This is a genomic window from Oryzihumus sp. JJN4-3R, assembly GCF_057747915.1.
Map to the genome: position 1 here is coordinate 1,919,339 of NZ_CM173229.1, position 26,204 is coordinate 1,945,542.

30 protein-coding genes are annotated in these 26,204 nt (G+C 72.8%); 6 read left to right on the forward strand and 24 right to left on the reverse strand.

Translation table 11 applies throughout. The features are described 5' to 3' along the window. Positions 1-7 precede the first annotated feature (7 nt). Positions 8-1,447, reverse strand: coding sequence for a cysteine--tRNA ligase (cysS, locus tag AC3ANM_RS08885; protein ID WP_488287764.1), 1,440 nt, complete (start codon positions 1,445-1,447; stop codon positions 8-10). A 212-nt stretch (positions 1,448-1,659) separates the two neighbouring features. On the opposite strand from cysS, the gene AC3ANM_RS08890 reads away from it, so the two are divergent. After that, entirely contained in the window at positions 1,660-3,309 is a 1,650-nt protein-coding gene (locus AC3ANM_RS08890; RefSeq protein ID WP_488287765.1) for an alkaline phosphatase family protein, read from the forward strand. A gap of 103 nt (positions 3,310-3,412) precedes the next feature. Next, positions 3,413-3,922, forward strand: coding sequence for a phosphatase PAP2 family protein (locus tag AC3ANM_RS08895; protein WP_488287766.1), 510 nt, complete (start codon positions 3,413-3,415; stop codon positions 3,920-3,922). Positions 3,923-4,029: 107 nt separating this feature from the next. Here the strand turns inward: AC3ANM_RS08895 and AC3ANM_RS08900 are convergent, their stop codons facing one another. The 7 genes from AC3ANM_RS08900 to AC3ANM_RS08930 all read right to left on the reverse strand — a co-directional run bounded on the left by AC3ANM_RS08900 (position 4,030) and on the right by AC3ANM_RS08930 (position 8,807). Beyond that, positions 4,030-4,677 carry an MBL fold metallo-hydrolase gene (locus AC3ANM_RS08900; protein ID WP_488287767.1) on the reverse strand — a complete coding sequence of 216 codons (648 nt, stop codon included), beginning with the start codon at positions 4,675-4,677 and terminating at the stop codon, positions 4,030-4,032. Beyond that, entirely contained in the window at positions 4,677-5,762 is a 1,086-nt protein-coding gene (locus tag AC3ANM_RS08905) for an S-(hydroxymethyl)mycothiol dehydrogenase (RefSeq protein ID WP_488287768.1), read from the reverse strand. Before AC3ANM_RS08905 ends, AC3ANM_RS08900 begins: the two co-directional genes overlap by 1 nt. Positions 5,763-5,873: 111 nt before the next feature. Next, positions 5,874-6,428 (reverse strand): OmpA family protein, encoded by a 555-nt coding sequence (locus AC3ANM_RS08910; protein WP_488287769.1) that lies wholly within the window; start codon positions 6,426-6,428, stop codon positions 5,874-5,876. Beyond that, a complete protein-coding gene (locus tag AC3ANM_RS08915; protein ID WP_488287770.1) occupies positions 6,425-7,054 on the reverse strand; it encodes a hypothetical protein in 630 nt (209 codons plus the stop codon). The genes AC3ANM_RS08910 and AC3ANM_RS08915 overlap by 4 nt, the downstream gene beginning before the upstream one ends. Positions 7,055-7,139: 85 nt before the next feature. Beyond that, complete coding sequence (gene ispF / locus AC3ANM_RS08920) at positions 7,140-7,619, reverse strand: 2-C-methyl-D-erythritol 2,4-cyclodiphosphate synthase (RefSeq protein ID WP_488287932.1); 480 nt, start codon at positions 7,617-7,619, stop codon at positions 7,140-7,142. A gap of 28 nt (positions 7,620-7,647) precedes the next feature. Continuing rightward, the gene (gene ispD, locus AC3ANM_RS08925; protein ID WP_488287933.1) at positions 7,648-8,328 is read right to left on the reverse strand and encodes a 2-C-methyl-D-erythritol 4-phosphate cytidylyltransferase; all 681 of its coding nucleotides are present in this window, start codon (positions 8,326-8,328) and stop codon (positions 7,648-7,650) included. Further along, entirely contained in the window at positions 8,325-8,807 is a 483-nt protein-coding gene (locus AC3ANM_RS08930) for a CarD family transcriptional regulator (protein ID WP_141789540.1), read from the reverse strand. Before AC3ANM_RS08930 ends, ispD begins: the two co-directional genes overlap by 4 nt. Positions 8,808-9,043: 236 nt before the next feature. Between AC3ANM_RS08930 and AC3ANM_RS08935 the strand changes: the two genes are divergently transcribed. After that, entirely contained in the window at positions 9,044-9,616 is a 573-nt protein-coding gene (locus tag AC3ANM_RS08935) for a hypothetical protein (RefSeq protein ID WP_488287771.1), read from the forward strand. A 111-nt stretch (positions 9,617-9,727) separates the two neighbouring features. On the opposite strand, the gene AC3ANM_RS08940 is transcribed toward AC3ANM_RS08935, so the two are convergent. Both AC3ANM_RS08940 and AC3ANM_RS08945 read right to left on the reverse strand, forming a co-directional pair. Beyond that, a complete protein-coding gene (locus tag AC3ANM_RS08940; RefSeq protein ID WP_488287772.1) occupies positions 9,728-10,414 on the reverse strand; it encodes a winged helix-turn-helix domain-containing protein in 687 nt (228 codons plus the stop codon). Next, positions 10,411-11,634: a sensor histidine kinase gene (locus AC3ANM_RS08945; protein WP_488287773.1), complete on the reverse strand. Its 1,224-nt coding sequence runs from the start codon at positions 11,632-11,634 to the stop codon at positions 10,411-10,413. Before AC3ANM_RS08945 ends, AC3ANM_RS08940 begins: the two co-directional genes overlap by 4 nt. A gap of 194 nt (positions 11,635-11,828) precedes the next feature. Between AC3ANM_RS08945 and phoU the strand changes: the two genes are divergently transcribed. Further along, entirely contained in the window at positions 11,829-12,497 is a 669-nt protein-coding gene (gene phoU / locus AC3ANM_RS08950; RefSeq protein ID WP_488287774.1) for a phosphate signaling complex protein PhoU, read from the forward strand. Between the two features lie 142 nt (positions 12,498-12,639). On the opposite strand, the gene AC3ANM_RS08955 is transcribed toward phoU, so the two are convergent. The 4 genes from AC3ANM_RS08955 to AC3ANM_RS08970 all read right to left on the reverse strand — a co-directional run bounded on the left by AC3ANM_RS08955 (position 12,640) and on the right by AC3ANM_RS08970 (position 16,184). Then, positions 12,640-13,383, reverse strand: a complete 744-nt coding sequence (locus AC3ANM_RS08955; RefSeq protein ID WP_488287775.1) for a phosphoglyceromutase — start codon at positions 13,381-13,383, stop codon at positions 12,640-12,642. A 33-nt stretch (positions 13,384-13,416) separates the two neighbouring features. Then, the gene (locus tag AC3ANM_RS08960; protein ID WP_488287776.1) at positions 13,417-14,028 is read right to left on the reverse strand and encodes a type III secretion system chaperone family protein; all 612 of its coding nucleotides are present in this window, start codon (positions 14,026-14,028) and stop codon (positions 13,417-13,419) included. Continuing rightward, the gene (gene mshA, locus AC3ANM_RS08965; RefSeq protein WP_488287777.1) at positions 14,025-15,332 is read right to left on the reverse strand and encodes a D-inositol-3-phosphate glycosyltransferase; all 1,308 of its coding nucleotides are present in this window, start codon (positions 15,330-15,332) and stop codon (positions 14,025-14,027) included. Before mshA ends, AC3ANM_RS08960 begins: the two co-directional genes overlap by 4 nt. A 105-nt stretch (positions 15,333-15,437) precedes the next feature. Continuing rightward, positions 15,438-16,184 (reverse strand): hypothetical protein, encoded by a 747-nt coding sequence (locus tag AC3ANM_RS08970; RefSeq protein ID WP_488287778.1) that lies wholly within the window; start codon positions 16,182-16,184, stop codon positions 15,438-15,440. A gap of 211 nt (positions 16,185-16,395) precedes the next feature. On the opposite strand from AC3ANM_RS08970, the gene AC3ANM_RS08975 reads away from it, so the two are divergent. Further along, positions 16,396-17,193 (forward strand): class I SAM-dependent methyltransferase, encoded by a 798-nt coding sequence (locus tag AC3ANM_RS08975; protein ID WP_488287779.1) that lies wholly within the window; start codon positions 16,396-16,398, stop codon positions 17,191-17,193. 4 nt (positions 17,194-17,197) lie between these two features. Here AC3ANM_RS08975 and AC3ANM_RS08980 read toward each other — a convergent pair whose 3' ends face one another. From AC3ANM_RS08980 to AC3ANM_RS09015, 8 genes are all read right to left on the reverse strand, one after another. Then, positions 17,198-17,563, reverse strand: coding sequence for a phosphomannose isomerase type II C-terminal cupin domain (locus tag AC3ANM_RS08980; protein ID WP_488287780.1), 366 nt, complete (start codon positions 17,561-17,563; stop codon positions 17,198-17,200). A 58-nt stretch (positions 17,564-17,621) separates the two neighbouring features. Beyond that, the gene (locus AC3ANM_RS08985) at positions 17,622-18,458 is read right to left on the reverse strand and encodes an alpha/beta fold hydrolase (RefSeq protein WP_488287781.1); all 837 of its coding nucleotides are present in this window, start codon (positions 18,456-18,458) and stop codon (positions 17,622-17,624) included. Positions 18,459-18,482: 24 nt separating this feature from the next. Beyond that, positions 18,483-18,809 carry a DUF2516 family protein gene (locus AC3ANM_RS08990; protein WP_488287782.1) on the reverse strand — a complete coding sequence of 109 codons (327 nt, stop codon included), beginning with the start codon at positions 18,807-18,809 and terminating at the stop codon, positions 18,483-18,485. Between the two features lie 28 nt (positions 18,810-18,837). Further along, positions 18,838-19,263 carry a D-aminoacyl-tRNA deacylase gene (dtd, locus tag AC3ANM_RS08995; protein WP_488287783.1) on the reverse strand — a complete coding sequence of 142 codons (426 nt, stop codon included), beginning with the start codon at positions 19,261-19,263 and terminating at the stop codon, positions 18,838-18,840. Beyond that, on the reverse strand, positions 19,263-20,264 hold the full coding sequence (locus AC3ANM_RS09000) for an asparaginase (protein ID WP_488287784.1): 1,002 nt from the start codon (positions 20,262-20,264) through the stop codon (positions 19,263-19,265). The genes dtd and AC3ANM_RS09000 overlap by 1 nt, the downstream gene beginning before the upstream one ends. A 186-nt stretch (positions 20,265-20,450) precedes the next feature. Further along, on the reverse strand, positions 20,451-21,116 hold the full coding sequence (locus AC3ANM_RS09005; protein WP_488287785.1) for a hypothetical protein: 666 nt from the start codon (positions 21,114-21,116) through the stop codon (positions 20,451-20,453). A 12-nt stretch (positions 21,117-21,128) separates the two neighbouring features. After that, positions 21,129-21,614 (reverse strand): helix-turn-helix domain-containing protein, encoded by a 486-nt coding sequence (locus AC3ANM_RS09010; RefSeq protein ID WP_488287786.1) that lies wholly within the window; start codon positions 21,612-21,614, stop codon positions 21,129-21,131. Between the two features lie 308 nt (positions 21,615-21,922). Further along, complete coding sequence (locus tag AC3ANM_RS09015) at positions 21,923-22,756, reverse strand: beta-keto acid cleavage family enzyme (RefSeq protein ID WP_488287787.1); 834 nt, start codon at positions 22,754-22,756, stop codon at positions 21,923-21,925. Positions 22,757-22,903: 147 nt separating this feature from the next. On the opposite strand from AC3ANM_RS09015, the gene AC3ANM_RS09020 reads away from it, so the two are divergent. After that, on the forward strand, positions 22,904-24,358 hold the full coding sequence (locus AC3ANM_RS09020) for a tyrosine-protein kinase domain-containing protein (RefSeq protein ID WP_488287788.1): 1,455 nt from the start codon (positions 22,904-22,906) through the stop codon (positions 24,356-24,358). A gap of 93 nt (positions 24,359-24,451) precedes the next feature. Here the strand turns inward: AC3ANM_RS09020 and ygfZ are convergent, their stop codons facing one another. Then, on the reverse strand, positions 24,452-25,498 hold the full coding sequence (gene ygfZ, locus AC3ANM_RS09025; protein ID WP_488287789.1) for a CAF17-like 4Fe-4S cluster assembly/insertion protein YgfZ: 1,047 nt from the start codon (positions 25,496-25,498) through the stop codon (positions 24,452-24,454). Then, a complete protein-coding gene (locus tag AC3ANM_RS09030; protein ID WP_488287790.1) occupies positions 25,477-25,899 on the reverse strand; it encodes a Fur family transcriptional regulator in 423 nt (140 codons plus the stop codon). The genes ygfZ and AC3ANM_RS09030 overlap by 22 nt, the downstream gene beginning before the upstream one ends. Between the last annotated feature and the right edge of the window lie 305 nt (positions 25,900-26,204).

Below are 26,204 nucleotides of genomic sequence, written 5' to 3' on the forward strand. Positions count from 1 at the left end.
TCGTCTCTCAGTGACGCGCGGGCGCGTCGGTGTGTCGGGCGAGCGACCAGCGCGCACCCGAGGGGGTGTCCTCGACGGCGATGCCCGCCGCGGTGAGCTGGTCGCGGATCGCGTCAGCGGTGGCGAAGTCGCGGGCCGCCCGGGCGGACTCCCGCGCGGCGAGCCGGTCGGTGACGAGGGCGTCGAGCGCTGTCAGCGCGTCCTGGCCACCGGTGCTGCCCCCGCCGTTCCAGCGCGGGTCGAGCGGGTTGACGCCGAGCACGTCGGTCATGGCGACGACGGCGGCCGCCGCCTCGAGCGCGGCCGCGTGGTCTCCGTCGTCCAGGGCGGTGTTGCCGGCGCGGACGGTCTCGTGGACCACGGCGAGCGCGCCGGAGACGTTGAGGTCGTCGTCCATCGCCTCGGCGAAGGCGGCCGGCAGCTCGACGGTGGGCAGCTGGGCCGCACCACGGGTCGCCCGCTGGACGAAGCCCTCGATCCGCTCCACCGCCGCCTCGGCCTCGCGCAGCGATCCCTCGTGGTACTCGATCGTCGAGCGGTAGTGGGCCGCGCTGAGGTAGTAGCGCAGCGCCAGCGGCCGCGTGATCTTGGTGATCTCGCTGACCAGCAGGGAGTTGCCGAGCGACTTGCTCATCTTCTCCCCACCGATGGTCACCCACGCGTTGTGCAGCCAGTAGTTGGCGAACCCGAGGCCGGCCGCGCGCGACTGCGCCTGCTCGTTCTCGTGGTGCGGGAAGCGCAGGTCGACGCCGCCGCCGTGGATGTCGAAGGTGTCACCGACGTACTTGCGCGCCATCGCCGAGCACTCCAGGTGCCAGCCGGGGCGCCCCTGCCCGTATGCCGTGGGCCAGCTCGCCGTCTCCGGCTCACCGGCCTTGTGGCCCTTCCAGAGCGCGAAGTCGCGCGGGTCGCGCTTGCCGCGCGGGTCCGCGTCGGCGGCCGCCTCCATCTCCTCGATCCGCTGGTGGGTCAGCTCGCCGTAGGAGGGGAAGCTGCGCACGTCGAAGTAGACGTCGCCGCTGCCGTCGGGGGCGACGTAGGCGTGCCCCTTGTCGATCAGCGTCTGCATGATCTCGAGCATCTCGGTGATGTGCCCGGTCGCCCGCGGCTCGTAGGTCGCCGGCAGCACCCCGAGGGTGTCCAGCGCCTCGCTGGTGGCCCGCTCGTTGTCGTAGCTCCACGCCCACCACGGCACGCCGGCCTCGGCCGACTTGTTCAGGATCTTGTCGTCGATGTCGGTGACGTTGCGCACCAGGGTGACGTCGAGGCCGTGCCCGGTGGCCAGCCAGCGGCGCAGGATGTCGAACGCGACGGCGAAGCGGATGTGCCCGATGTGCGGGGCACCCTGCGTGGTCAGGCCACAGATGTAGACGCTCGCCTTGCCCTCGGTCACGGGGACGAAGTCGCGCAGCTCGCGCGTGGCGGTGTCATACAAACGGAGGCTCACCCGCCAAGGCTACCGAGAGGCATACCACTTGCCCGAATCGTGCACTGCCGCGGTCGGCCCACGGGCCCGGCCCGCAGGCAGCGGGTATGCCGTGCCACCCGTTCGCGCGCCGGTCACCTCGACGTCACGCCACGGTCGGGTTCCCCCGCCAGAGTGCCCTCGTGGACCCTGCCCGCAGGGGCGGGTCACCTGAGCACTCGAGGAGCAGACTCGTGGGACGAAAGACGTTCACCGCGGCGGCCGGTGCGGCCGCCGCCCTGCTGGCCGTCGCCGCCTGGCCGGCCAGCGCCGGCGCGGCGACCCCCGCGCCCCGCCCGGCGGGCCACACCACCGGCCCGGTCGCCGGCTACAAGCACCTCGTGGTCATCTACGAGGAGAACCACTCCTTCGACAACCTGTACGGCGGGTGGGGCCAGGTCAACGGCCAGGCCGTCGACGGCCTGCAGGCCGCACCGAAGGCGAAGGCGACCCAGGTCGCCCAGGACGGCACGGCATACCACTGCCTGCTGCAGAACGACGTGAACCTGGCGAGCCCGCCGCAGCCGTCGACGTGCAGCGACAGCGCGCACGGCGTGGACGCGAGCGCGTTCACCAACAAGCCGTTCCGGATCGACGACTACATCAAGCCGGAGGACAAGACCTGCCCGCCGGAGACGGTCTACGCCCCCAACGGCATGAAGAAGGACTCCCCCGGCGCCGAGCCGGGCGGGTGCACCGAGGACCTGGTGCACCGCTTCTACCAGGAGCAGTACCAGCTCGACGGCGGCAAGCAGGACCGCTACACCACCGGCTCCGACGCGGTCGGCCTGACGATGGGCCACTACGACACCAGGGGCCTGCCGATCTACCGGTACCTGCACAGCCAGGGCGCCCCGAACTACGTCCTCGCGGACCGGTTCTTCCAGGGCGCGTTCGGCGGCTCGTTCCTCAACCACCAGTACCTCATCGCGGCGCGGGCACCGGAGGACACCAGCGCCGGGGCGCTCGGCGCGAAGAACACGGTGGTCGACGCCAACGGGATGCCGAAGAGCTACGCGCTGTACAAGAACGGCAACCCGGCGGCCACGGACGGCCAGCTGACGCAGAAGTGCGCCAACCCCGCCGTCACGGCTGACTACCTGCGCGCCTGCGGCAACCTCGCGGTCAACACGGTGCAGCCGTCGAGCAAGCCTTTCGGCGGTGGCGCGAAGATCCCGCTCATCGACGACGCGAAGTACCCCAACATCGGTGACCGGCTCAGCGCCAAGGGGATCAGCTGGAACTGGTACTCCGGCGGCTGGGACGACGCCGAGGCCGGCCACCCCGGACCGCTGTTCCAGTACCACCACCAGCCGTTCAACTACTTCAAGGACTACGCGCCCGGCACGCCCGGCCGCGCCCACCTGCAGGACGAGAAGAAGTTCATCGCGGCGGCCAAGGGCGGCACGCTGCCCGCGGTCAGCTTCGTCAAGCCCTACGGTGCCGAGAACGAGCACCCCGGCTACGCCAGCGAGCCGAACGGCTCCGACCACCTCGTCGACCTGCTCAAGACGATCACCTCCGGCCCGCAGGCCAAGGACACGCTGGTCGTCGTGACGTATGACGAGTTCGGCGGCCAGTGGGACCACGTGGCCCCGCCCGGTCAGGGCTCGGGGACGCAGGGCGCGCACGACGCGTTCGGCCCCGGCACCCGCATCCCGGCCCTCGTCCTCTCGGCGGGGATGACCCGCTCCGGCGTGGACCACACGGTCTACGACACCACCTCGATCCTGGCGACGATCGAGCGCAGCCTGGGCGTGTCCCCGGTCGCGACGCGCGACGCCGCGGTCAACGACCTGCGCCACGCGGTCGTCATGGGCGGAGGCCTCGGCCAGGGTCACTGACCCACGGCCGGCTCACCCACCGCGCGCCGAGCGGTCCTGCCCCGGGCAGGGCCGCTCGGTGCGTTCTGAGGCAACTCCCAGAAACCCCGGTCACCCTAGGCGCGTGGACTCCCTCATCGTGGCCGTGGCCCAGTACGCCCTCTTCGCCGTCGCACTGGCGGCCGTCATCGCCTGGCTGCTGGCTCCCCGCACCGGCAAGGTCGCCATGGCGGTCCAGGTCGTCGTCGCGGCCATCGCGGTCGGCGTGCTGGTCAAGACCGCCGGCGCGGTCCACACCGACCCGCGCCCGTTCGTGGCCAACCCCTCGCTGAGGCCGCTGTTCGCCCACCCGGCGGACAACGGTTTCCCCTCCGACCACACGGCGCTGGCGACGGCGGTCGCGGCGGTCGTCGCGGTGCACCGGCGGGTGCTCGGCGCCGTCCTGCTGGTCGTGGCCCTGCTCATCGGGGCCTCCCGCGTCGCCGCGAACGTCCACCACTGGCAGGACATCGCCGCCGGGTTCGTGATCGGCCTGGTCGCCGCCGCCCTCGGCGTCCTCGTCTGGTCCCTGGTCAGCCACCGCCTCCCGGCCCGCCTGACCGGCCTCGACGCCGAGCCCGCGACCACCCGCTGAGCGAGCGACCCGGCATACCGCCTCTTGGCGCAAGAAAGGGCTGCCGGGGCGGCCCTAACCGGCCCTCCCAGCAGCCCTGACCTGCGCAATGGCGGGGAACAGCGGCCTCAGGAGCCGCGGGCGATCCACTCCGGCAGGTGCGGGGCCTCGACGCCGATCGTCGTCGAGTCGCCGTGGCCGGTGTGCACGACGGTGGCGGCCGGCAGGTGGAAGAGCTTGTCGCTGATCGAGGCGATGATCGTGTCGAAGTCGCTGAACGAGCGCCCGGTCGCCCCCGGCCCGCCCTGGAAGAGCGTGTCGCCGGTGAAGACGATCCCGAGCTGGGGGCTGTAGAAGCAGCACGCGCCCGGCGAGTGGCCCGGGGTGTGCAGCACCTCCAGCGTCACGCCGGCCACGGAGATGGTGTCGCCGTCGGCGAGCTCACGGTCGGGGGTCACGGGGTAGACGCGGTCCCACAGCATCCGGTCGTCGGGGTGCAGGTAGGACTGCCCGCGGGTGCCGTCCGAGACCTCCCCGACCGCGCCGATGTGGTCGTCGTGGGCATGGGTGCACAGGATGGCCACGACCTTGCGCTTGCCGACCGCCTTGAGGATCGGCCGGCCGTCGTGCGCCGGGTCGATGACCACGCACTCGGTGTCGTTGCCGACGACCCACACGTTGTTGTCGACCTCCCAGCTGCCGCCGTCGAGGTTGAACGTGCCATGGGTGACGACCTTCTCGACGCGCACCGCGGCGATCTTGCTGGCCAACGACATCAGAGGACCACCACCGAGCGCAGGACCTCGCCGCGCTCCATCTTGGCGAAGGCCGCCTCGATGTCGCCTAGGCCGACGGTCTCGGAGACGAAGCCGTCGAGGTCGAAGCGGCCCTGGCGGTACAGGTCGATGAGCATCGGGAAGTCCCGCGAGGGCAGGCAGTCGCCGTACCAGCTGGACTTCAGGGCCCCGCCGCGGCCGAAGATCTCGATCATCGGCAGCTCGACCTTCAGGTCTGGGGTGGGCACCCCGACGAGGACCACCGTGCCGGCGAGGTCGCGGGCGTAGAACGCCTGCTCGTAGGTCTCGGGTCGGCCGACCGCCTCGACGACCACGTCGGCACCGAACCCGCCGGTCAGCTCGCGGATCGCCTCGACGGCGTCGGTCGAGCGGGAGTTGACCGTGTGGGTGGCGCCGAAGCCGCGGGCCCACTCGAGCTTGCGCTCGTCGACGTCGACGGCGATGACGGTGGTGGCACCTGCCAGGGCTGCTCCGGCGATGGCCGCGTTGCCGACCCCGCCGCAGCCGATGACGGCCACCGAGTCACCGCGCGTCACGCCGCCGGTGTTGACCGCCGCGCCGAAGCCGGCCATCACGCCGCAGCCGAGCAGCCCGGCGGCCGTGGCGGGCGCGGCCGGGTCGACCTTGGTGCACTGCCCGGCGGCGACGAGCGTCTTCTCGATGAACGCCCCGATGCCCAGCGCCGGGGAGAGCTCGGTGCCGTCGGTGAGGGTCATCTTCTGCGTGGCGTTGTGGGTGTTGAAGCAGTACCACGGCTTGCCCTTGGCGCACGCCCGGCACTGCCCGCACACGGCGCGCCAGTTCAGGACGACGAAGTCGCCGGGCGCCACCTCGGTCACGCCCTCGCCGACGGCCTCGACGACACCGCCCGCCTCGTGCCCGAGCAGGAACGGGAACTCGTCGTTGATCCCGCCCTCGCGGTAGTGCAGGTCGGTGTGGCACACGCCGCACGCCTGGACCGTCACGACCGCCTCGCCGGGCCCCGGGTCCGGCACGACCACGTCGAGCAGCTCGACGGGTGCGCCCTTGCTGCGCGCGATGACTCCCTTGACCGTGCTCGGCATTCCGGCTCCTTCGCGTGGCAGTGGTGCAGCTTCAGGTATGCCGTGAGCCTAGCCAGCGGCCCGGCTCACCTCATCCGCGGCGCAGCATGCGGACCCGCCGCACCACGGCCGTCAGTGCTGGACGGTGATGGTGACCCGGCGGTTGAGGGCCCGGCCGGCCGTGGTGTCGTTGCTGGCGATGGGTTCCTGCTCGCCGCGTCCGGTGGCGCTGATCCGGACACCGGAGCCGAGCGCCGAGGCCAGCGCCTTCTCGACCGCGGCGGCGCGGCGCTGCGACAGCCCGCGGTTGTAGCCGTCGGAGCCCTTGTCGTCGGTGAACCCCACGACCGCGAGCCGGGTGGCGCCGGCGGTCTTGAGCTTGCGGGCGATCCCGGCGAGCTCGGCGCGGGCCCGGGCGTTGAGCTCGGCCTTGTCGAAGGCGAAGAGCACGTCGGCCGCCAGGCGGAACTGCGTGCCCCCGGTGTCGGTCACCGCGCCGTCGGTGCTGGCCTCGGCGAAGACGAGGTCCTCGACCGGGCCGCTGATGTCCTCCACCGGGAAGGTCACCGGCGTGCCCTGCGCCGGCACCATCGTGACGGTCGGCGTGGGGCTGGGCGTGGGCGTGCCACCGGCCGGGGCGAGCAGCCCCAGCCCGAGCAGCACCGACAGGACCGGCGCGGCGCTCATCGGGACACGGCCACGCCGGGGAAGGTCCCGGCGTGCGGGATCGAGACCGTCACGGTCGAGACGTCCGCCGGCGGCGCCTTGAACACCGCCTGGAACAGCGTCATCTGCCCGGGCTTGACGAAGGTGCCGCTCCCGTTGAGGCTGCACACGCAGTTGCCCTGGGCGTCGCGTGCCGGCAGGTAGCGCTTGGCGTTGGCGGTGTCGAGCACGAAGACCCCGTCGGCCGGCCCGGAGATCTCGCTGGCCAGCGGCACCGTGGTGTCGTCGGGGCGATGGGCGAAGATCCCGTCGGAGAAGAAGCTGGCGACCTGCCAGCTGCCGGTGCCGACGTTCCGGGCGCCCCAGGTCACCGTCATCACCTGGCCGTCGACCTTGACCTCGTTGAGGGTGACCTCCAGCGGCGTCTTGCCGTCGGAGGTCTGCCGCGTGCCGATGACCCCCAGCGGCGGCACGGTCGACTGCGCGCCGGCCGTGCCGGCCGTGCCGGCCGACCCCGAGGCGGCGGAGCCCTGGGCCGCCGGCTTGGCCGACCCCGGGTCCTTGCTGGAAACGCTGCAGGCGCCGAGGCCGAGCGCGACGAGGACGAGGGTCGCGCCGGTGATGGCGCGACGGGTCGACATGGTCATGGTGGTTCCCCCTGTGCGTCCGCAGACCGTCCGGGCCGACCCTACCCACGCGGGCGGTCGGCACAACCCGTTGCGGACCGGGGCGTCAGGCGGTCGGGACCACCAGGGCGGTGGCGATGGCGCCGATGCCCTCGCCGCGGCCGGTGAAGCCGAGCCCGTCGGTGGTCCCCGCCGCCAGCGAGACCGGGGCTCCGAGGGTCTGGGTCAGCAGCGCCTGGGCCTCCGTCCGGCGTGGGCCGAGCTTGGGCCGGTTGCCGATCACCTGGACCGCGACGTTGCCGATGGTGAACCCGGCTTCACGCACGATCCGGGCGGCCTCGGCCAGCAGCGTGACGCCCAGGGCGCCGGCCAGCTCGGGCCGGTCGGTGCCGAAGTGCGTGCCGAGGTCGCCGAGCCCGGCGGCGGAGAACAGCGCGTTGCACGCGGCGTGGGCCACGACGTCGCCGTCGGAGTGGCCTTCGATCCCCCGCTCCCCCGGCCAGGTGAGCCCGGCGAGGTGCAGCGGCCGGTCGTCGCTGGCGAAGGCGTGGACGTCGACCCCGACGCCGGTGCGCGGCAGCACCATGTGTGCGAGGTGCGGCGGGGGCGGGAGCTCACTGTCCGACATACCGGCCATCCTGCAGCAGGGCCTCGGCGCGGGCGACGTCGCCGGGGGTGGTGACCTTCAGCGCCCGCGCGTCGCCGTCGACGACGAGGACCGGCAGGCCCAGGGCCTCGACCAGCCCGGCGTCGTCGGTGGCGCTGGAGCCGGAGGCGTGCGCCCGCTCCAGGACCTCGCGGGAGAAGCCCTGCGGGGTCTGTATCGCGCGCAGCAGCTCGCGCGGTGGCGTCGCCGCCACGACGCCGGATGCGTCGACGACCTTGACGGTGTCGACGACGGGCAGGCCGGGGACGACCGCCGGGTGGCCGGCCCGGACCGCGTCGGCTACCCGGTCGAACACCGCGACCGGGGTCAGCGCCCGGGCGGCGTCGTGCACGAGCACGACGTCGGCGCCGGCCGGCAGCGCGGCGAGGCCGGCCGCGACCGAGGCGCTGCGGTCGGCTCCCCCGGCCACGACGGTGACGCGGGGGTCACCGTCGGCCAGGGCGCGGGCCTGCGGCAGGTGCGTGGCCGGGGCCACGATGACGACGTGGGCGACCTGCCCGCACAGCAGGACGCCCCGCAGTGCGTGAGCCAGCAACGGCTCTCCACACAGCGGGACGAACGCCTTGGGGACTCCGGCCGCCAGCCTCGTGCCCGCACCTGCGGCGACGAGGACGACTGCGGTGCTCAGGAGGCGAGGACCTCGTCGAGGATGGCCTCGGCCTTGTCCTCGTTGGTCTTCTCGGCGAGCGCGAGCTCGGAGACGAGGATCTGGCGGGCCTTGGCCAGCATGCGCTTCTCGCCGGCCGAGAGGCCGCGGTCCTTGTCGCGACGCCAGAGGTCGCGGACGACCTCGGCGACCTTGATGACGTCACCGGAGGCGAGCTTCTCGAGGTTCGCCTTGTAGCGGCGCGACCAGTTGGTCGGCTCCTCGGTATGGGGGGCTCGCAGCACCTCGAAGACGCGGTCGAGGCCGTCCTGCCCCACGACGTCGCGGACACCCACGAGGTCGCAGTTCTCGGCAGGCACCTCGATGGTGAGGTCGCCCTGGGCCACCTTGAGGACCAGGTAGAGCTTGTCCTCACCCTTGATGGTGCGGGTCTTGATTTCTTCGATCAGGGCAGCCCCGTGATGGGGGTACACGACCGTTTCGCCGACCTTGAAAACCATGTGCTGTTTTCCCCTTTCGCGACCTCAAGGGTAACACGGGGCCATGACCGGAACGAACTAGTTCACGTCGTGTTTGTGCAGGTCAGGGGCCCAGACAGGGACATTTTGACTATCGGGACGGTCTTGACAGACAGCGGTTCACCGTGCTTTCGCGCGCGCACAGCGGGCGCGCGGCAGGTCATCGAGGGGCCGACCTGCGACAGGACGCACGCGTCCGCCCCGGTACGCTGTGCGCCGTGATCCGTCGCCCCGCTCGTGCCGCCCAGGTGTCCGTGTCCCGCAAGGGCCTTGTCGTCAGCGCCGGCCTCGTGGCCGCGGGCGCCGTCGCGCTCTCCGGGTGCCAGACCCAGTCCCCGATCCAGACGCAGTTCAGCTACCAGCCGGCCGACGGCGTCGCCGTCAACCTCGGCGACGTGCAGGTGCGCGACCTCCTCGTCGTCGCCAGCGCCAAGGACCAGCCCGGCGCCCTCAGCGGCGAGGTCGTCAACAACGGCGGCTCGGACGTCAAGGTCAGCTTCGCCACGGCCAGCGGCGGGCAGGCCCAGGCCGACGTCCCGGCGCACGACGCCGTCAAGCTGACCGACGCCACCACGACGCTGCCCAAGGTCGCCTCCGACCCCGGCGGCCTCGTCGACATCGAGGTGAGCACCGCGTCCGGCGGCGCACAGACCGTCAAGGTCCCCGTGCTGCTGCCCGACGGCTACTACTCCACGGTCACCCCCTCGGAGACGAGCACCGCGACGCCGTCGGTCACCGACAGCCTGCCGGTCCCCTCGCCCTCGGCGACCGCCACGGCCAGCGCGTCCTGACCGGACGCGGCCGGCGGCCCTGACGGGCCCCGACCGGCCCCGGCAGGCACACGACGCAACGGAGCCCCCGACCGGTCCGGTCGGGGGCTCCGTCGTGCGGGGGCGGGCCGCTCAGGCGGCGGCCTCGAACTTGTAGCCCAGGCCGCGCACCGTGACGATGTAGCGCGGGTGGGCCGGGTCCGGCTCGACCTTGGCGCGCAGCCGCTTGACGTGCACGTCCAGGGTCTTGGTGTCCCCGACGTAGTCGCTGCCCCAGACCCGGTCGATCAGCTGCATCCGGGTGAGGACGCGCCCGGCGTTGCGCAGCAGCATCTCGAGCAGCTCGAACTCCTTCAGCGGCAGCGCCGTCTGGGCCCCGTTGACGGTGACGACGTGGCGCTCGACGTCCATGCGGACCGGCCCGGACTCCAGCGTCGAGGGCATCAGCTCCTCGGGCTCGTGGCCGCGGCGCAGCACCGCCTTGACCCGGGCGAGCAGCTCCCGGCTGGAGTAGGGCTTGGTGACGTAGTCGTCCGCGCCGAGCTCGAGCCCGACGACCTTGTCGATCTCGCTGTCCTTGGCGGTCAGCATGATGACCGGCACGTTCGAGCGCTGCCGCAGCGCCCGGCAGACGTCCTCCCCGGAAAGGCCGGGGAGCATGAGGTCGAGCAGGACCAGGTCGGCCCCGCTGCGGTCGAAGTCCTCCAGCGCGGCGGGGCCGGTCGCCGCGACGGCGACCTCGTAGCCCTCCTTGCGCAGCATGTAGGACAGCGGGTCGGAGAACGACTCCTCGTCCTCCACGACCAGGATGCGCGTCATCGGGTGACCTCTCGGGGGTTGGGGGCGGCCGGTGCCGCCTCGGTTTCCGGTATGCCGTGTGCCTGGGTCGCGGACTCGGGCGCGGAGGGCAGGCGCATGGTGAAGGTCGACCCGCGCCCCTCCTCGCTCCAGACCGTGACCTCGCCGCCGTGGTTGGCGCAGACGTGCTTGACGATCGCCAGGCCGAGCCCGGTGCCGCCAGTGGCGCGCGAGCGCGCCGGGTCGACGCGGTAGAACCGCTCGAAGATGCGCTGCTGCTCGACCTCGGGGATGCCCTGGCCCTGGTCGCTGACCGCCACCTCGACGATGCCGTGGTCGCTGGGCCGGACGGCCACGGCGACCTTGGTGTTGTTGCCGGAGTAGGCGATGGCGTTCTGGACGAGGTTGCTGACCGCGGTGGTGAGCAGCTCGGCGTCGCCGAAGACGTGGACGCCCTCGGCCAGCGCGCTCGCCAGCTCGATGCCCTTGGCATCGGCGACGAGGTGGGAGCGCTCGACCGCCTCCGCGGCGACCTCGCCGAGGTCGACGATGACCGGCTCGTGCAGCGTGTCGGCCACCTGCAGCCGGGACAGGTCGACGATCTCCTGGACCAGGCGGGTCAGCCGGGTGGACTCCACCCTCATCCGCTGGGCGAAGCGCTGGACCGCCTCGGGGTCGTCGGCGGCGTCCTCGACCGCCTCGGCGAGCAGGGCCAGGCCGCCGACGGGGGTCTTCAGCTCGTGGCTGACGTTGGCCACGAAGTCGCGGCGGATCTCCTCCACGCGACGGGCCTGGGTGCGGTCGTCGAGCAGGAGCAGGACGTGGGAGCCGCCGAGCGGCGCGACGCGCACGCCCATGGTGAGCCGGCCGCGGCCGAGCGGCCCGCGTGCCAGCTCGAGCTCGGACTCGCGGATCACGCCGTCCCGGCGGACCTGCCGGGCCAGGTGGCGCAGCTCGGAGTGGACCAGCTCGGTGCCGCGCACCAGGCCGAGGGCGACCGCCGACGGGCTGGCCTTGACCACCGCGTCCGCGGAGTCGACGACGATGCCGCTGGAGCGCAGGACGGCCAGGACGTCGGCGACGCCGGCCGGGAGGCTGGACGGGGGCGGCTCGACGGTGGGCCGGCGCTGGGACCGCTCGGTCAGGCGCACGGCGAGCATGGCGACGGCGCCCACCAGCAGGCCACCGACGCCTCCGAGCAAGGCTGCGGTTGTCGCGTCCACGACGCTCAGGGTACGCATGACGCCAGACTCGTTCGGCCGGGTGAACGCCTCCTGACCGGGGACACCGCCAAGAGTTCACCTGAGATCCCGCGCACGTTCACCCCACGGTGCGAGGCTGGGGGCGCACGTGCGGTCGTACGTGCTGTCACGGCATACCGATGTGCGGTGGCACGGGACACCCCCGGTGACCCGACGACGGGAAGCAAGGGACCATGCGCGACGCGTTTCACGAGGACCTCGACAAGATCTCCGACGACCTGGTGGAGATGACCCGGCTGGCCGGCTCGGCCATGGCCCGCGCCACGACGGCGCTGCTGGACGCCGACATCCACCTCGCCGAGAGCGTCATCGCCGCGGACGAGGAGATCGACCAGATCCGCCGCGAGCTCGACGACCGCTCGATCGACCTGCTCGCCCGGCAGCAGCCGGTGGCGACCGACCTGCGCATGGTCGTCACGGCGATGCGCATGAGCGCCGACCTGGAGCGGATGGGCGACCTGGCCCGGCACGTGGCGAAGGTGGCGCGGCTGCGCTACCCGGCCTCGGCGATCCCGCCGGTGCTGCGCGCCAACGTGCTGCAGATGGGCCAGGTGGCCGAGCGGATCGTGGCCAAGGCCGGCTCGATCATCGCCGGCAAGGACATCGAGGCGGCGGTCGAGCTCGAGCGCGACGACGACGAGATGGACCGCCTGCACCGCGAGATCTTCAACCAGCTGATGGACGGCAAGTGGGCCTACGGGACCGAGTCGGCCGTCGACGTGACGCTGGTCGGGCGCTACTACGAGCGGTTCGCCGACCACGCGGTGTCGGTGGCGCGCCGGGTCGTCTACCTGGTGACCGGTGAGTGGCACACCGAGGCCGAGCTCGACGGCGAGGAGTAGCCCCCGCCCTTGCGCAGGTTGTCGCCGCTGGGAGGGCCGGATCCGGCCCTCCCAGCGGCGTTTTCGTGCGCAAAGCCGGCCCGGGCGCATGTATGCCGCGCACCCGGGCGGGTGCGCGGCATACCGGTGCGTGTGGCTGGGGTCAGCGCCCTTGGTTGGCGACGGCCTCGGCGGCGGCCTTCGCGGCCTCGGGGTCGAGGTACTCCCCGCCCGGGACGGACGGCTTCAGGTCCTTGCCGAGGCGGTAGACCAGCGGCATGCCGGTGGGGATGTTCAGCCCGGCGATGTCGGCGTCGCTGATGCCGTCGAGGTGCTTGACGATGCCGCGCAGGCTGTTGCCGTGGGCCGCGACGAGCACGGTGTTGCCCTCCAGCAGGTCCGGCACGATCGAGCTCTCCCACCAGGGCAGCATCCGGGCGATGACGTCCTTGAGGCACTCGGTGCGCGGGGCCTCGTCGCCGAGGTCGGCGTAGCGCACGTCGTGGGCCTGGCTGAACTCGTCGTCGGGGTCGATCGGCGGCGGCGGCACGTCGAAGCTGCGGCGCCAGAGCATGAACTGCTCCTCGCCGTAGGCCTCCAGCGTCTGCTTCTTGTCCTTGCCCTGCAGCGCGCCGTAGTGGCGCTCGTTGAGGCGCCAGGACCGGCGGACCGGGATCCAGTGGCGGTCGGCGGCGTCGAGGGCGAGGTTGGCGGTGTTGATCGCGCGGCGCTGCAGCGAGGTGTGGACCAGGTCCGGCAGGAGCCCGGCCTCCTTGAGCTGCTCGCCGGCGCGCACGGCCTCGGCGCGGCCCTTGTCGGACAGGTCGACGTCGACCCAGCCGGTGAAGAGGTTCTTGGCGTTCCAGACGCTCTCGCCGTGACGCAGCAGGACAAGGGTGTAGGTCATGGCCGCGAGTCTATGGGCCGCCCCGCCCGGGCCTCAGCGGGCGTCTTCCCCCTCGGGACCCGGGGCGGCAGCCTGCGCTGCACCCTCTGCGTCCGCCGCCGCCTCCGGCTCGGTCTCGGTATCGGCCCCCCGCTCGTCGGGCCCGCCGTCGAGCAGGTGGCGGAACGCCTCGAGGTTGCGGGTGGACTCTCCGCGCGCGATGCGCCAGGCCCACTCCTTCTTCATCGACTCCAGGAAGCCGAGGGCCAGCAGCTCGTTGAACGTGGAGTCCGCGGCGTCGAGCACGACGCCGAACAGCTGGTCGAGGTATGCCGCGCTGACCCCTTCGAGGGGCACGCGGCCGGTGACGTAGACGTCGCCGGAGCGGTCGATGCCGTACGCCAGGCCGGGCAGCTTGAGGTTCTTGCGCAGCAGGTAGCGGTAGAACGCCTCGTGGTTCTCGTCGGGGTTGCGCACGACGAACGCCGACACCGACAGCGACTGCTCGCCGACGACCACCGAGGCGACCGTCTTGAGCTTCTTCTCCCCGGGCAGGGTGACGACGAGCTCGCCGTGCCGCCCGCCGAGCTCGTGCTCGATCCCGGCGTCCTCGAGGTAGGCGTGGAGGACCTTCAGGGCGTCCTGCTGGGCCGAGGGCGTGCTCACGGGATCACCGCCGCCGGGATGCCCGCTAGGACCCGCGCGTCCTCGATCGGTGAGGCCGTGCGCACGTCGTGCGCCTCGGCATACACCTCGATGAGGCGCTCGGTGGTGTGGTCCCAGCTGAACTGGGCGGCGTGGCGGACGGCGCGGCGCGACAGGCTCTCGCGGCGCGCGGGGTCGGCGATGAGGGACTCGATGGCGTGGCTCCAGTCGGTCGTGTCGTGGCTGTCGACGAGGATGCCGCTGTCGCCGACCGCGGTGGGCAGGCCGCCCACCGCTGCGGCGACGACGGGGGTGCCGCAGGCCTGGGCCTCGACGGCGACCAGGCCGAAGGACTCGCTGTAGGACGGCACGGCGACCAGGTCGGCGGCGCGGTACCACTGGGCGAGCCGCTCGCGGGCGGCCGGCGGGACGAAGCGGACCTGGGGGGTGATGCCGAGCCGGTCGGCGAGGTCCTGCAGGGCCTTCGGCTTGGCCAGGCCGGTGCCGCTGGGGCCGCCGACGACGGCGATGACGAGGTCGTCGCGCAGCTCCGGGCGGCGGGCCAGCAGGTCCGCGGCCGCCTTGAGCAGCACGTCGGGGGCCTTCAGCGGCTGGATCCGGCCGACGAAGAGCAGGACGTGCGCCTCGGCGGGCAGGTCCAGGGCGGCCCGGGCGGCGCACCGGTCGCCGGGGGTGAACGTGTCGAGGTCGACGCCCGGCGGCACGACGCGGACCCGGCCGGGGTCGGCGTCGTAGAGGTCGATCAGCTCGCGGGCCTCGCCGTCGGTGTTGGCGACCAGCCGGTCGGCGGCCTCGACGACCTGGGCCTCCCCGATCTCGCGGCCGGAGGGCTCGGGGGTGTCGCCCTCGGCGAGGTGGGTGTTCTTGACCCGCGCCATGGTGTGCATGGTGTGCACCAGCGGCACCCGCCAGCGGTCGGCGGCCAGCCAGCCGACCTGCCCGGAGAGCCAGTAGTGGGAGTGGACCAGGTCGTACCACCCCTCGGGGCGGGCGGCCTCGGCGCGCATCACGCCGGCGGCGAAGGCGCACAGCTGACCCGGCAGGTCCTCCTTGCCCAGCCCCTCGTAGGGTCCGGCGGTCACGTGCCGGACGTGGACCCCGGGCACCAGCTCGACGACGGGCTCGAGGCTGCCGGTGGTGGCCCGGGTGAAGACCTCGACCTCGATGTCGCGGGCGGCCAGCCGCTTGGCGACCTCGACGACGTAGACGTTCAGGCCGCCGGCGTCGCCGGTGCCGGGCTGCTCCAGCGGGGACGTGTGCACGCTGAGCATGGCGACCCGGCGGATCGGTGCGGCACCCGGCATACGTTCGTCACTCCTTGCGCGGGCCTTGGCGAGGGCCCGAAGCCCGAGTCTGCCACGCGCGCCCGTGCCGGGCGCCGGGTCGACCGGGCAGCCGTCAGCAGCCGGTCACCAGACCGTCAGGCGGAACGTCGAGGACCACACATGTATTTCGCCGCGGCCCTTGTGGCGCAGGTCGATCGCCGTCGGGTTGGGGCTGTCGATGGCCACGAGGCTGCCGAGGCCGGTGGTGTAGGCCGGCTCGCGCGGCGCGTCCGCCGGCTTGAGCCACCAGGCGTTGTCGTGCAGGTTCAGGGCCGGCATGCGCGGGGTCAGGCCGCGGGTGCCGACGTGGCGCCAGGTGTGCACCACGATCACGTCGGCGCCCTCGACGGTGAACGTCAGCTCGACCTTGTCGCGCACCCGCGTGGCCCGGAGCGTGGCCGGCAGCGAGTGGGTGTCGTCGAAGACCACGCCGTGGTAGGTGGCGCCGTCGCGGCCGTAGTCCACGCTGGTGAGGCGCAAATTCCGCAGGGTGCCGGTGATGTGCTCCTGCCAGCCGTCACGGGTGCGCGTGACGTGGCCGAAGCCGACCGAGAACGGCGCCGCGATGCGCACGGTCTGGAACAGCGTGGCGTCCTGGCGCTGGACGCGGACGCCGTCGCCGTAGGCCGAGATGGTCAGCCCCTGGCCCAGGGTGATGACGCCCCGGACCGGTTGGTGCGGGCTGAACAGGCCCGGCTCGACGTCGACGACGCCGTGGGCGGGGCGGGTCAGCGAGGGCAGTGCGCGCACGACGCCGAAGGCCGCGAGGGTGATCACCACCACCGACAGCAGCACCGTGCTCCTGCTGCGCACGCCCGTTCCCCTGGCCACCGCGTCACCCTATTTCACGCCCCTGTGCCTCCCGGTGCCTTGCTCACTCCAGGCCGCTTTGCTCAGCCCAGGCCGGTTTGCGCGCCCGTTCTGGGGCCGCCGGGCGGCCTGAAGTGAGCAAAGCGGCCTCAGGTGAGCAAAGCCGGTATGCCGGGTGGCCGGCTCCGGGGGCCGCGACCGGGAGGTGAGGGCACGGCATACCCTGCGGGGCGTGGCAGCGAGGCGACCGGTGGGCACCATCACCCGCGGCACCACCAACCCCAACCGGCTGCGCCGCGTCGACCGCTGGCTGGCCGGGCCGCAGGCGTGGCGGCTGCGGCGGGCGACGACCGCGCCGGTCGTGGTGGACCTGGGCTACGGCGCCTCGCCGGTCACCGCCGTGGAGCTGCACGACCGGCTGCGCCGGGTGCGCCCGGACGTGCAGGTCGTCGGGGTCGAGATCGACCCGGCGCGCGTCGCGGCCGGGCGGCCGCTGGAGCGCGAGGGCCTGAGCTTCCGGCTTGGCGGCTTCGAGGTGCCGCTGGACGGCGGCGCGCGGCCCGTGGTGGTGCGGGCGTTCAACGTGCTGCGGCAGTACGACGAGGGCGAGGTCGCCGACGCCTGGGCCCGGGTCTGCTCCCGGCTGGCGCCCGGCGGGCTGCTGGTCGACGGCACCTGCGACGAGCTCGGCCGGCGCTCGACCTGGGTGGCGGTCACCGCCGACGGGCCGGTGTCGTTGTCGCTGTCGCTGCGGCTGGCCGACCTGGGCCAGCCGTCGGACATCGCCGAGCGGCTGCCCAAGGCGCTGATCCACCGCAACGTCGACGGCGAGCCGGTGCGCGACTTCCTCACCGCCCTGGACGGCGCCTGGGCGCGCCAGGCGCCGCACGCGGCCTACGGGGTGCGCCAGCGGTGGATGGCGGCGGTCGGCAGCCTGCGCGAGGAGGGCTGGCCGCTGCTGGACGGGCGGTCGCGCTGGCGCCTGGGCGAGGTCACCGTCGCCTGGTCAGCCGTGGCTCCCCGCCCCTGAGCCCTCAGCGGGCGTAGTCGTCCTGGAGCCGCTCGATGTCGGTCTCGTCGAACTCCCCGAACGCGATCTCGAGCAGCCGGCCGGCCTCGGTGCCGCTGTTGCCCATGCGGTGCGTGGCGCCCTGCGGCACCCAGACCCGCTCGCCGGGCTGCGCGACCCACTTCTCGCCGTCGACCTCGATGTCGATCGGCACGTCGAGCACCTGCCACATCTCGTCGCGGTGGCCGTGCTTCTGCAGCGAGAGGCGGTGCCCCGCCTCGACGGTGATGATCTTGACGGTCACCGGCTCGTTGGCCACGAACTGCTGGAACTGGCCCCACGGCCGCTCGGCGACGAACACCTCGTCGGCGCGGCTGTGTGTCTTGGACATGGGTCCCCTCTGGAGCTGATCGGTCACGGTCTCGGCGTCAGATTGTGCCCTATGCGTCTTACCGCCCGGTGAGGAAGCCGCCGATCAGGTCGCGCACCCGGGCCCGGTGCCGCCACATGATCCCACCCGCCGGCAGCACCTGCAGCCGTGCGTGGGGCAGCTCTGCCGCGAGCTGCTCGGCCACCCAGACCGGGTGCGCGGCGTCGTGCTCCTGCGTGACCAACAACACCGGCGCGGTCACCGCGCGCAGCGACGCGCGGTCCTCCAGCGGTATGCCGTGCGGCAGGGCCCGCAGCGCCCGTGACACCGGGGTGCCCACGAGGGTCGCGGCCTGGCGCCGGCACCACAGCCGCACGGCGGGCTGGTCCCGGACCTCCTCGGGCTGGTCGAGCAGGAGCAGGCGGGCCATCCCCTCGACGTCGCGGTCGTCGGCGTGGGCGGCCATCTCCACCAGCCGGTCGATGGCGGCGTCGTCGCGCGGCTGGTCGATGACCGCCGGCATCACGAGCACGATCCGCTCGAAGCGGTCGGGGGTCTGCTCGAGCAGGTGGCACAGGGCCCCGGCGCCCATGCTCACGCCGAGCGCCTGGGTCGCCCCGACGTGGTCGGCGACGGCGCGCAGCTCGGCGGCCAGCGCGGCATACGTCCAGTCCGTCTCGGGGGCGGCGGAGGCGCCGTGCCCGCGGAAGTGGAAGAAGGCGCGGGTGCCCTCGACCCCGGAGCCGAACGGGCGGGTGGTCTCAATCGAGCCGGCCAGGCCGTGGGCGAAGACCGTGGTGGGGTCGCCGGAGCCGGTGAGGAGGTACTCCAGCGCCCCGTCGGGGCCGTCGAGCAGGGAGGTGTGCGGGGCGTGCGGCGTGCTGGGCGTGTTCGGTGTCTGCGGGGCGAGGCTCACGGGCCCAGCGTCACAGGTCCCGGGTCACCACGGGCCGTAGGGTCCCTGGTTGCTGCGGCCGGTGCCCCGGCCGGAGACGCGGCGCAGCGCGGGGCGGACGTCGGCGAGGAAGAACCCGGCCGCGCCGACGGCGATGATCCACGGGAACGACGGGAAGCCCGTGGTGAAGCCGAACGCCACGGCGACGCCGACGATGATCAGCCAGATCGTTTTGCTCCACTTGCCGGCGGCGACGTAGGCATCGGGGCGGTAGCGGATCGCCTCGACGAGCGCGAAGACCTCCAGGCCCAGCGCTGCCAGCCACAGCACGAGGGTCACGAGGTTCTGTGCACCCGAGATGACATCGATCATGAGCACAGCCTAGGCCGCTCGGGCCTGCTCAGACGTCAACCACCAGCGTGAACGGCCCGTCGTTTACCAGGCTGACCTCCATCATCGCGCCGAACCTGCCCGTGGCGACCTCGACCCCCCGCTCCCGCAGCGCCGCGATGAGGTCGTCGACCAGCGGCTCGGCGACGTCACCGGGCGCGGCGGCGCTCCAGGACGGCCGCCGGCCCTTGCGGACGTCGGCGTAGAGGGTGAACTGGCTGACCACGAGCACCGGGGCCCCGGTGTCGAGCACGGAGCGCTCGTCGCGCAGGATCCGCAGCTCGGCGATCTTGCGGGCCATCGTCTCCACCTGCGCCGGGCCGTCGTCGTGGGTGGCGGCGACCAGGGCGAGCAGGCCGGGGCGGTCGATCGCCCCGACGGTCTCGCCCTCGACGACGACGCTGGCCGACGTGACCCGCTGCAGGACGGCGCGCATCAGATCCCGACGGCGGTGAGCTCGCCGACCGGCTGGCCGTGGCCGAGGACCGGCGCGTGGTCGAGCTCGGCGAGGACGTCGGCCTCGACCCCGAGACGTCGCAGCGCGGCCGCCATCACGACCGGCCGGGCCCGCTGCGCGCCGTCGGCGATCTTCAGGGCGACGCACGAGCCGTCGGCGAGGCCCACGGCATACACGCTCTCGGCGCCGTCCTTGCCGATCAGGCCGGGCACGCCGCGGATCAGGGCGGTGACGTCGCGGCGGGTGCCGCCGAGCCACTCCGGGTGCGCCTGTATCGCGCGGCTCACCTTCGCCTCGAACGTCCCCTCGGGGGCGCTCGCCAGGGTGCCGAAGGCGCGGGCGAGGCCGCGCAGGCTGATCGCCATGACGGGGGCGCCGCAGCCGTCGATGCCGGTGGCCGTGACCTTCTCGCCGGCGAGGTCCTCCAGCGTCTGCGCCATGAGCTGCTGCAGCGGGTGGCCGGGCTCGCGGTAGGTCGCGGTGTCCCAGCCATTGAGGACGCAGGTGGCGAGCATGGCGGCGTGCTTGCCCGAGCAGTTCTGCGCCAGCGGGGTGGCCTCGCGGCCAGCGGCGAGCCAGGCGCGGCGCTCGACCTCGTCGTAGGGCAGGTCCGGGGTGTTCTGCAGGTCGGCCTCGGTCAGCCCCGCGCCGGCGAGGATGCGGCGGGCGCCCTCGAGGTGGAACGCCTCGCCGGAGTGGCTCGCGCAGGCCAGGGCGAGCAGCTCGCCGTCGAGGTCGAGGCCGGCGCGGAGCATGGCCAGGCCCTGCATCGGCTTGTTCGAGGAGCGGGGGAAGCACGGCGCGTCGGTCGGGCCGAGGTCGACGACCGCGGTACCGCCGGCGTCCAGGGCGATGACGCTGCCGTGGTGGACCGACTCCACGAAGCCCGAGCGGGTCAGGTGGGCGACGACCGGCGCGGTGTCCAGCGGCACGGCGTCGAGCGGGGCGGCGGGTCCAGCGGGCTGCGCGGGGGAGGTCACGCCCGCGACTGTATCGACCGGCCTCGACCTACCTCGTGGAGGTCTCGGCACATCAACGGGCCCGAAGTGCCGCGACGTCGGTCGAGCGGTCCGGCTCCCCGGCACACACAGCGGCGCGGCCGGCGCCCCCGTGGTGGGGACGCCGGCCGCGGCGGTGGTGCGTGCTCAGAACTCGAGCGGCAGCGTTCAGTCGCCGACCTTCTCGGCGGCGGCCTCGACGGCCTTCTCGGCGGCCTCAGCGGTCTTGGTGGCGCTGGTCGCCGCGGCCTTGGTGGCCGACTTCGCGGTGGCGGCGCGCTTGCTGGCCGTGGTGGCGGTGCGCTTGGCGGCCGGCTTGGTGCCCTTGACGGCCTTCTTCGCGGCGGTCTTGGACGTGGTCGTCGTGGCCTTGGCCGAGGTCTTGACGGTCTCGGCGGCCTCGCCGGCCTCGCGACGGCCGGTGGTCAGCGTGGCCTTGACGGCGCGCTCGGTGTCGGTGGCGGCGTTGCGCAGGGTGGTCACCGCGCCCTTGCCGAGGGACAGCGTGGTGCTGGCCTGGGCGAGCAGGTCCTTGGTGGCCTTCTGGTTCTTGATGCGGGTGACCAGCTTCTGGCCACGCTCGGCGAGCTCGTCGTAGGACTCCTGCGCCTTGCCCGCGATCACGAGGGTGCGGTTGAGCGCCAGCGCCGGGACCTGCTGGGCGGTCTCGACGGCCTTGGTCTGCACGGTGGCGACGTCGAGGTCGGCGCGGGCAGCCAGGGCCTTGGCGCGGGCCTCGCGCACCTTCTCGACCGCGAGGTCGGTGGCGCCGACGACGGCGTAGACGGGGGTGGTGTCGGTGACGGTCTTGCGGAGGTCGGACACGAGTGCCATGAGGGTCTCCCTTTACTTGGTGGTCTTGGCTGTCTTGGTGGTCTTGGGGCTCTTGCTCGACGCGGCGGCGGTCCTGGCCGACGCGGCGGTCCGGGTGGCTCGGGGCTTCCGGGCGGGAGCCGGCGCCGTTGCCTGCTCCGGCTCGCCCACGAACGACTCGTAGACGTCGAGCAGCACGCGGCGCTGCCGGTCGGTCAGGCGCGGGTCGGCCTGGATCGCGGCGCGCACGTCCGGGCCGGTCTCGTCCTGCTGGCGGCCCTCGGCGTCGAGGATGCCGGCGCGGACGTAGAGCGACTCGGCGGAGATCCGCAGCGCCTTGGCCAGGCTCTGCAGGATCTCGGCGCTGGGCTTCTTCAGCCCGCGCTCGATCTGGCTCAGGTAGGGGTTGCTGATGCCCGAGACGTCGGCCAGCTGGCGCAGGCTCAGCTGGGCCGACTGGCGCTGCTCGCGCAGGTAGCCGCCCAGGTCGGGCAGCTGCACGGCGGGAAGCTTGGACACGACTCCATGGTGCTTGCTGAAGTTAGCAACGCGCAACCCGGAGTTAGCGTGAGGCTACTCACAAGTAACTTCTGGGTGAATCCGTTGTCGCATCAGCGTTTCCGCTTGCTCAGCTCAGACCGCTTTGCTCAGTTGAGACCGCTTCGGGGGGCCGAAACAGCCTTCACGAGCGGCCTGAACTGAGCAAAGCGGCCTGGAGTGAGCAAACAACGGGGTATGCCGGGTGCTCACCTCGCGCACCCGCCTCACCAACCCCACGCGTCGGGTCGAGGGGTCACCGGGAACGTCACCCTCGCGGGCAGGTCCCCTCAGCGGCGGCGGTCCTTGACGTTGAGCAGGGCCCGCGCCTCGTCGGTGCCCATCGGCGGCCGCTGCATCACCGTCGCCAGCTCGGCCGCCCGGGCCACCAGCTCGAGGTTGTGCTGGACCGGCTGGCCCTTGGCGTAGACGAGGTTGTCCTCCATGCCGACCCGCAGGTGCCCGCCCGCCGAGAGCGCGGCCGCCGCGATCGGCAGGTGGGTGCGCCCGATCCCGGTGGCCGACCACGAGGTCACCTCGTCCGGGAGGGCAGCGACGCCGGCCATGAGCGCGGCGGTGGTGCCCGGCATACCTCCTGGCACTCCCGTCACGAAGTCGACGTGCACCTTGCCTCCGTAGGGCAGGCCGTGGATGTCGAGCAGGCGGCGCAGCGCCGCGACGTGGCCGAGGTCGAACAGCTCGAACTCGGGGACGACCTCACGCTCCTGGGCCTGGGCGTAGAGCTCGTTCATGAAGCCCCACGGGTTGAGGAAGACGTCGTCGCCGAAGTTCGTGGTGCCGCAGGTGAGGCTGCACGAGTCGGGCTCGGCGTCGAGCACGGTGAGGCGCTGCTCGAGCGGGTCGTGGACGCTGCCGCCGGTGGAGAGCTGGATGACCAGCGAGGTCTGCTCGCGCAGCGCCTCGACCGAGGCCTTGAGCAGGCCGTGGTCGAGCGTGGGCCGGTGCTCGGCGTCGCGGATGTGCAGGTGGATCAGCGCCGCGCCCGCCGCCTCGCAGGCGATGGCGGTCTCGACGAGCTCCTCGAGCGTCGTCGGCAGCTGCGGGCAGTCGGCTTTGGCCGTCTCGGCGCCGGTGGGCGCGACGGTGATCAGGGTCGAGGCCATGGCGCCATCCAACCACCGTCGACGCTGCACAAACTCCGCAGCCACGCCGCTCATTCAGGGCCCTCGGGAGCGTTCGATATGTCAGGATTACGCGGTCGCTGGAGTGTCGTTTGCGCTCGGGATCGTGCGGCGACGACAGGACCCGTTGTGTTGATCGACGTCGGCGAGGGAAAGAAGTACTCCGTGGAGCTGCACGACTACATCCGCGTCATCCGCAAGCGGTGGCGGATCATCGCCGCGGCCACGTTGCTCGTCATCGCCGGCGCCGCGGGGGTGACGAAGTTCAGCACCCCGGTCTACGAGGCGCAGACGCAGCTGTTCGTGTCCACCTCCGGCGGCTCGGACACCACCCAGCTGCTCCAGGGCAGCAGCTTCACCCAGCAGCGGGTCAAGTCCTACGCCGACGTGATCACCAGCCCCCGGGTCCTGCAGCCGGTGATCAAGCAGCTCGGCCTCAAGACCGACGCCGACGCCCTCGCCAAGAACATCACCGCCACCGTCCCGCTCGACACGGTCCTCATCGAGGTGGCCGTCGACGACCCCAACCCCGAGCGGGCCGCGGCGATCGCCGACGCCATCGGCAAGCAGTTCCCCAAGACGGTCAAGGAGATCGAGGCGACCACGGGCACCGGCAGCCCGGTCAAGGTCTCGGTCATGCGCGTGCCGACCGTGCCGACCGCGCCGGTCAGCCCCAAGCCGGTCCGCAACATCGGCCTCGGCCTCGTGCTCGGCCTGCTCGTCGGCCTCGGCCTGGCCCTGCTGCGCGACCTGCTCGACACCACGATCAAGGGCCCGGACGACTGCGCCCAGGTCACCGACGCGACCGTCATCGGTGGCATCGCCTTCGACCCCGACGCCACCAAGCGCCCGCTGATCGTCCAGGCCGACCCGCACAGCCCCCGCGCCGAGGCGTTCCGCGCGCTGCGCACCAACCTGCAGTTCGTCGACGCCGCCAACCAGCCGCGCTCGATCGCTTTCACCTCCTCGCTGCCGAGCGAGGGCAAGACGACCACGACGGCCAACCTGGCCATCACGCTGGCCGCCGCCGGCTCGCGCGTCTGCGTCGTCGAGGGCGACCTGCGCCGCCCGCGGATGCTCGAGTACATGGGGATGGAGGGCTCCGTCGGCCTCACCAACGTGCTCATCGGCCAGGCCGACCTCGGCGACGTGCTCCAGCGCTTCGCCAACACCGAGGTGTGGGTGCTCGGCTGCGGCCCGATCCCGCCGAACCCCTCCGAGCTGCTCGGCTCGACCGCGATGCTCGAGGTCGTGCGCCGACTCGAGGCGCAGTTCGACTACGTGATCATCGACGCGCCTCCGCTGCTCCCCGTCACCGACGCGGCCGTCCTGTCCACGGTCACCGGCGGCACGGTCGTCGTCGTCGGCACCGGCACGACCACGCGGGAGCAGCTCACCCGCTCCCTCGCCAGCATCGAGGCGGTCAACGGCCGCATCCTGGGCCTGGTCCTCAACAAGATCCCGGCCAAGGGCGCCGACGGCTACTACTACTACCGCGACGGCTACGCCCCGATCAGCGACCCCGAGCGCCAGCTCAAGCTGCGCAGCGGCAGCCAGGAGGCCAAGGACCGCACGAGCGTCTGACATTGCGCAGGTTGTCGCCGCTGTTCGCCTCGATCTCGGGGCGCCCAGCGGCGTCTTCTTGCGCAAAGCGCCCGGTATGCCGGGCCGGTCGCCTCAGGGGGTGACGATGACTTCCTGCGCCGCCGCCAGACCGCCGACGGTGAGGGTCGCGTCGACCGGCACGTTGCGCTTGACCAGCGCCAGGGCGATCGGGCCGTCCTCGAAGTGCCGGGCCACCGACGTCACGAAGCCGATGTCGCGCCCGTCGAGCGAGACGGCCGCACCGCGCTCCGGCAGCGTGTGGCCGGAGCCGTCGACGTGGAGGAACACCAGCCGGCGCGGCGGCCGGCCCAGGTTGTGCACCCGCGCCACGGTCTCCTGCCCGCGGTAGCAGCCCTTGTGCAGGTGCACGGCCGTGCGCAGCCAGTCGAGCTCGTGCGGGATGGTCCGGTGGTCGGTCTCGAAGCCCAGCCGCGGCCGCCACGCCGCGACCCGCAGCGCCTCGGCGGCCCACACACCCGCCAGCGGCCGCTCGGCCACGACCTCCTCGAGCGACTCCCGCGGCACGATGAGCTCGCGCCAGGCGCGCTCCTCACCGGGGTGGTCGGCGACCGCGCTGTATGCCGTGCTGTCGCCGACGATCGCCGGCCACGGGTCCCGCCACGCGACCGGCTCCCCCTCCACGGCCTCGGCGCGCACGGGCTCGCCGAGCACGGCATACCGCTCGGTGACGTCCGCGACCTCGACCCGGAGCATGAAGCGCATCGAGCTCAGCCACCCGGCGACGGCCGCGGAGGTGCCGGGCTCGACCGTGATCCAGGTCGTCTCGCCGTCGTCGACCAGGTGCAGGTCGTGCTCGATGTGGCCCTTGGGGCTGAGGACCAGCGACTCGGTCGACTGGCGCGGGGCCAGGCCGAGCAGCTGCTGGGTGGTCAGCGAGTGCAGCCAGGACAGGCGGTCGGGGCCGGTGACGGTGACGACGCCGCGATGCGACAGGTCGACGACGGCCAGGCCCTCGGCCAGGAGTCGCTGCTCGCGCAGCGGGTCGCCGTAGTGCGCCGCGACGCCGGCGTCGGGGCCCTCGGCCTCGACGGCGCCGGGCCGGTCCAGCAGCGGGCTGCGCGGGATCACCGGCGCGGTCAGGGGCGTTGCTTCGAGCACTGCTCACACCATCCGTGGATTGCCATGTGTTTGACGTCAGCGACAAAGCCGTGGGCGGCCAGAAGATTCCCGGCGAAGCCCTCGGCGTGCTTGACGTCGCTCTCGATCGTGGCCCCGCAGCCCATGCAGACCAGGTGCAGGTGGTCGGCGTGCTCGGCGAGGTGCCACGTGGGCGAGCGGTGGTCGAGGTGGGTGTGCGAGAGGACGCCGAGCTCCTCGAGGACCTCCAGGCTGCGGTAGACCGTCGAGGGCGGCACCGCGGGCCCGCCGTCGCCGGCCACCTCCTCGACGATGGCGTCGGGCGTGGCGTGCCCGAGCCGGCGCACCGCCTCGATGACGCGCTGCCGCTGCGGGGTCATGCGCATGCCCTTGGCGCGCAACGACTGACCGACATCGACCATGCCCCGAGCCTAACGCGGGGTCCGCCGGGCAGCTCGCGTCCGGAACGGCGCCCGGCGGCGGCGCGCAGCGGCGGGCACGCCGGAGCCCGGACCGCTCGACCGACATCGCGCCGGCGGCACGCTGGACCTACCTCGCAACGTTTTCGACGCTTTGGTGGCGCAGAACCCCCGCGACGTCGGTCGAGCGTGCACCCCGACGGGACTGAACGAGGCCGTGCGATGCACTGCCCGGCCGCCTCTGCGCATGCGCTCGGTCGCGATGACGCGCGGTCCGCGATGACGCGCGGTCCGCGATCACGCGCGGT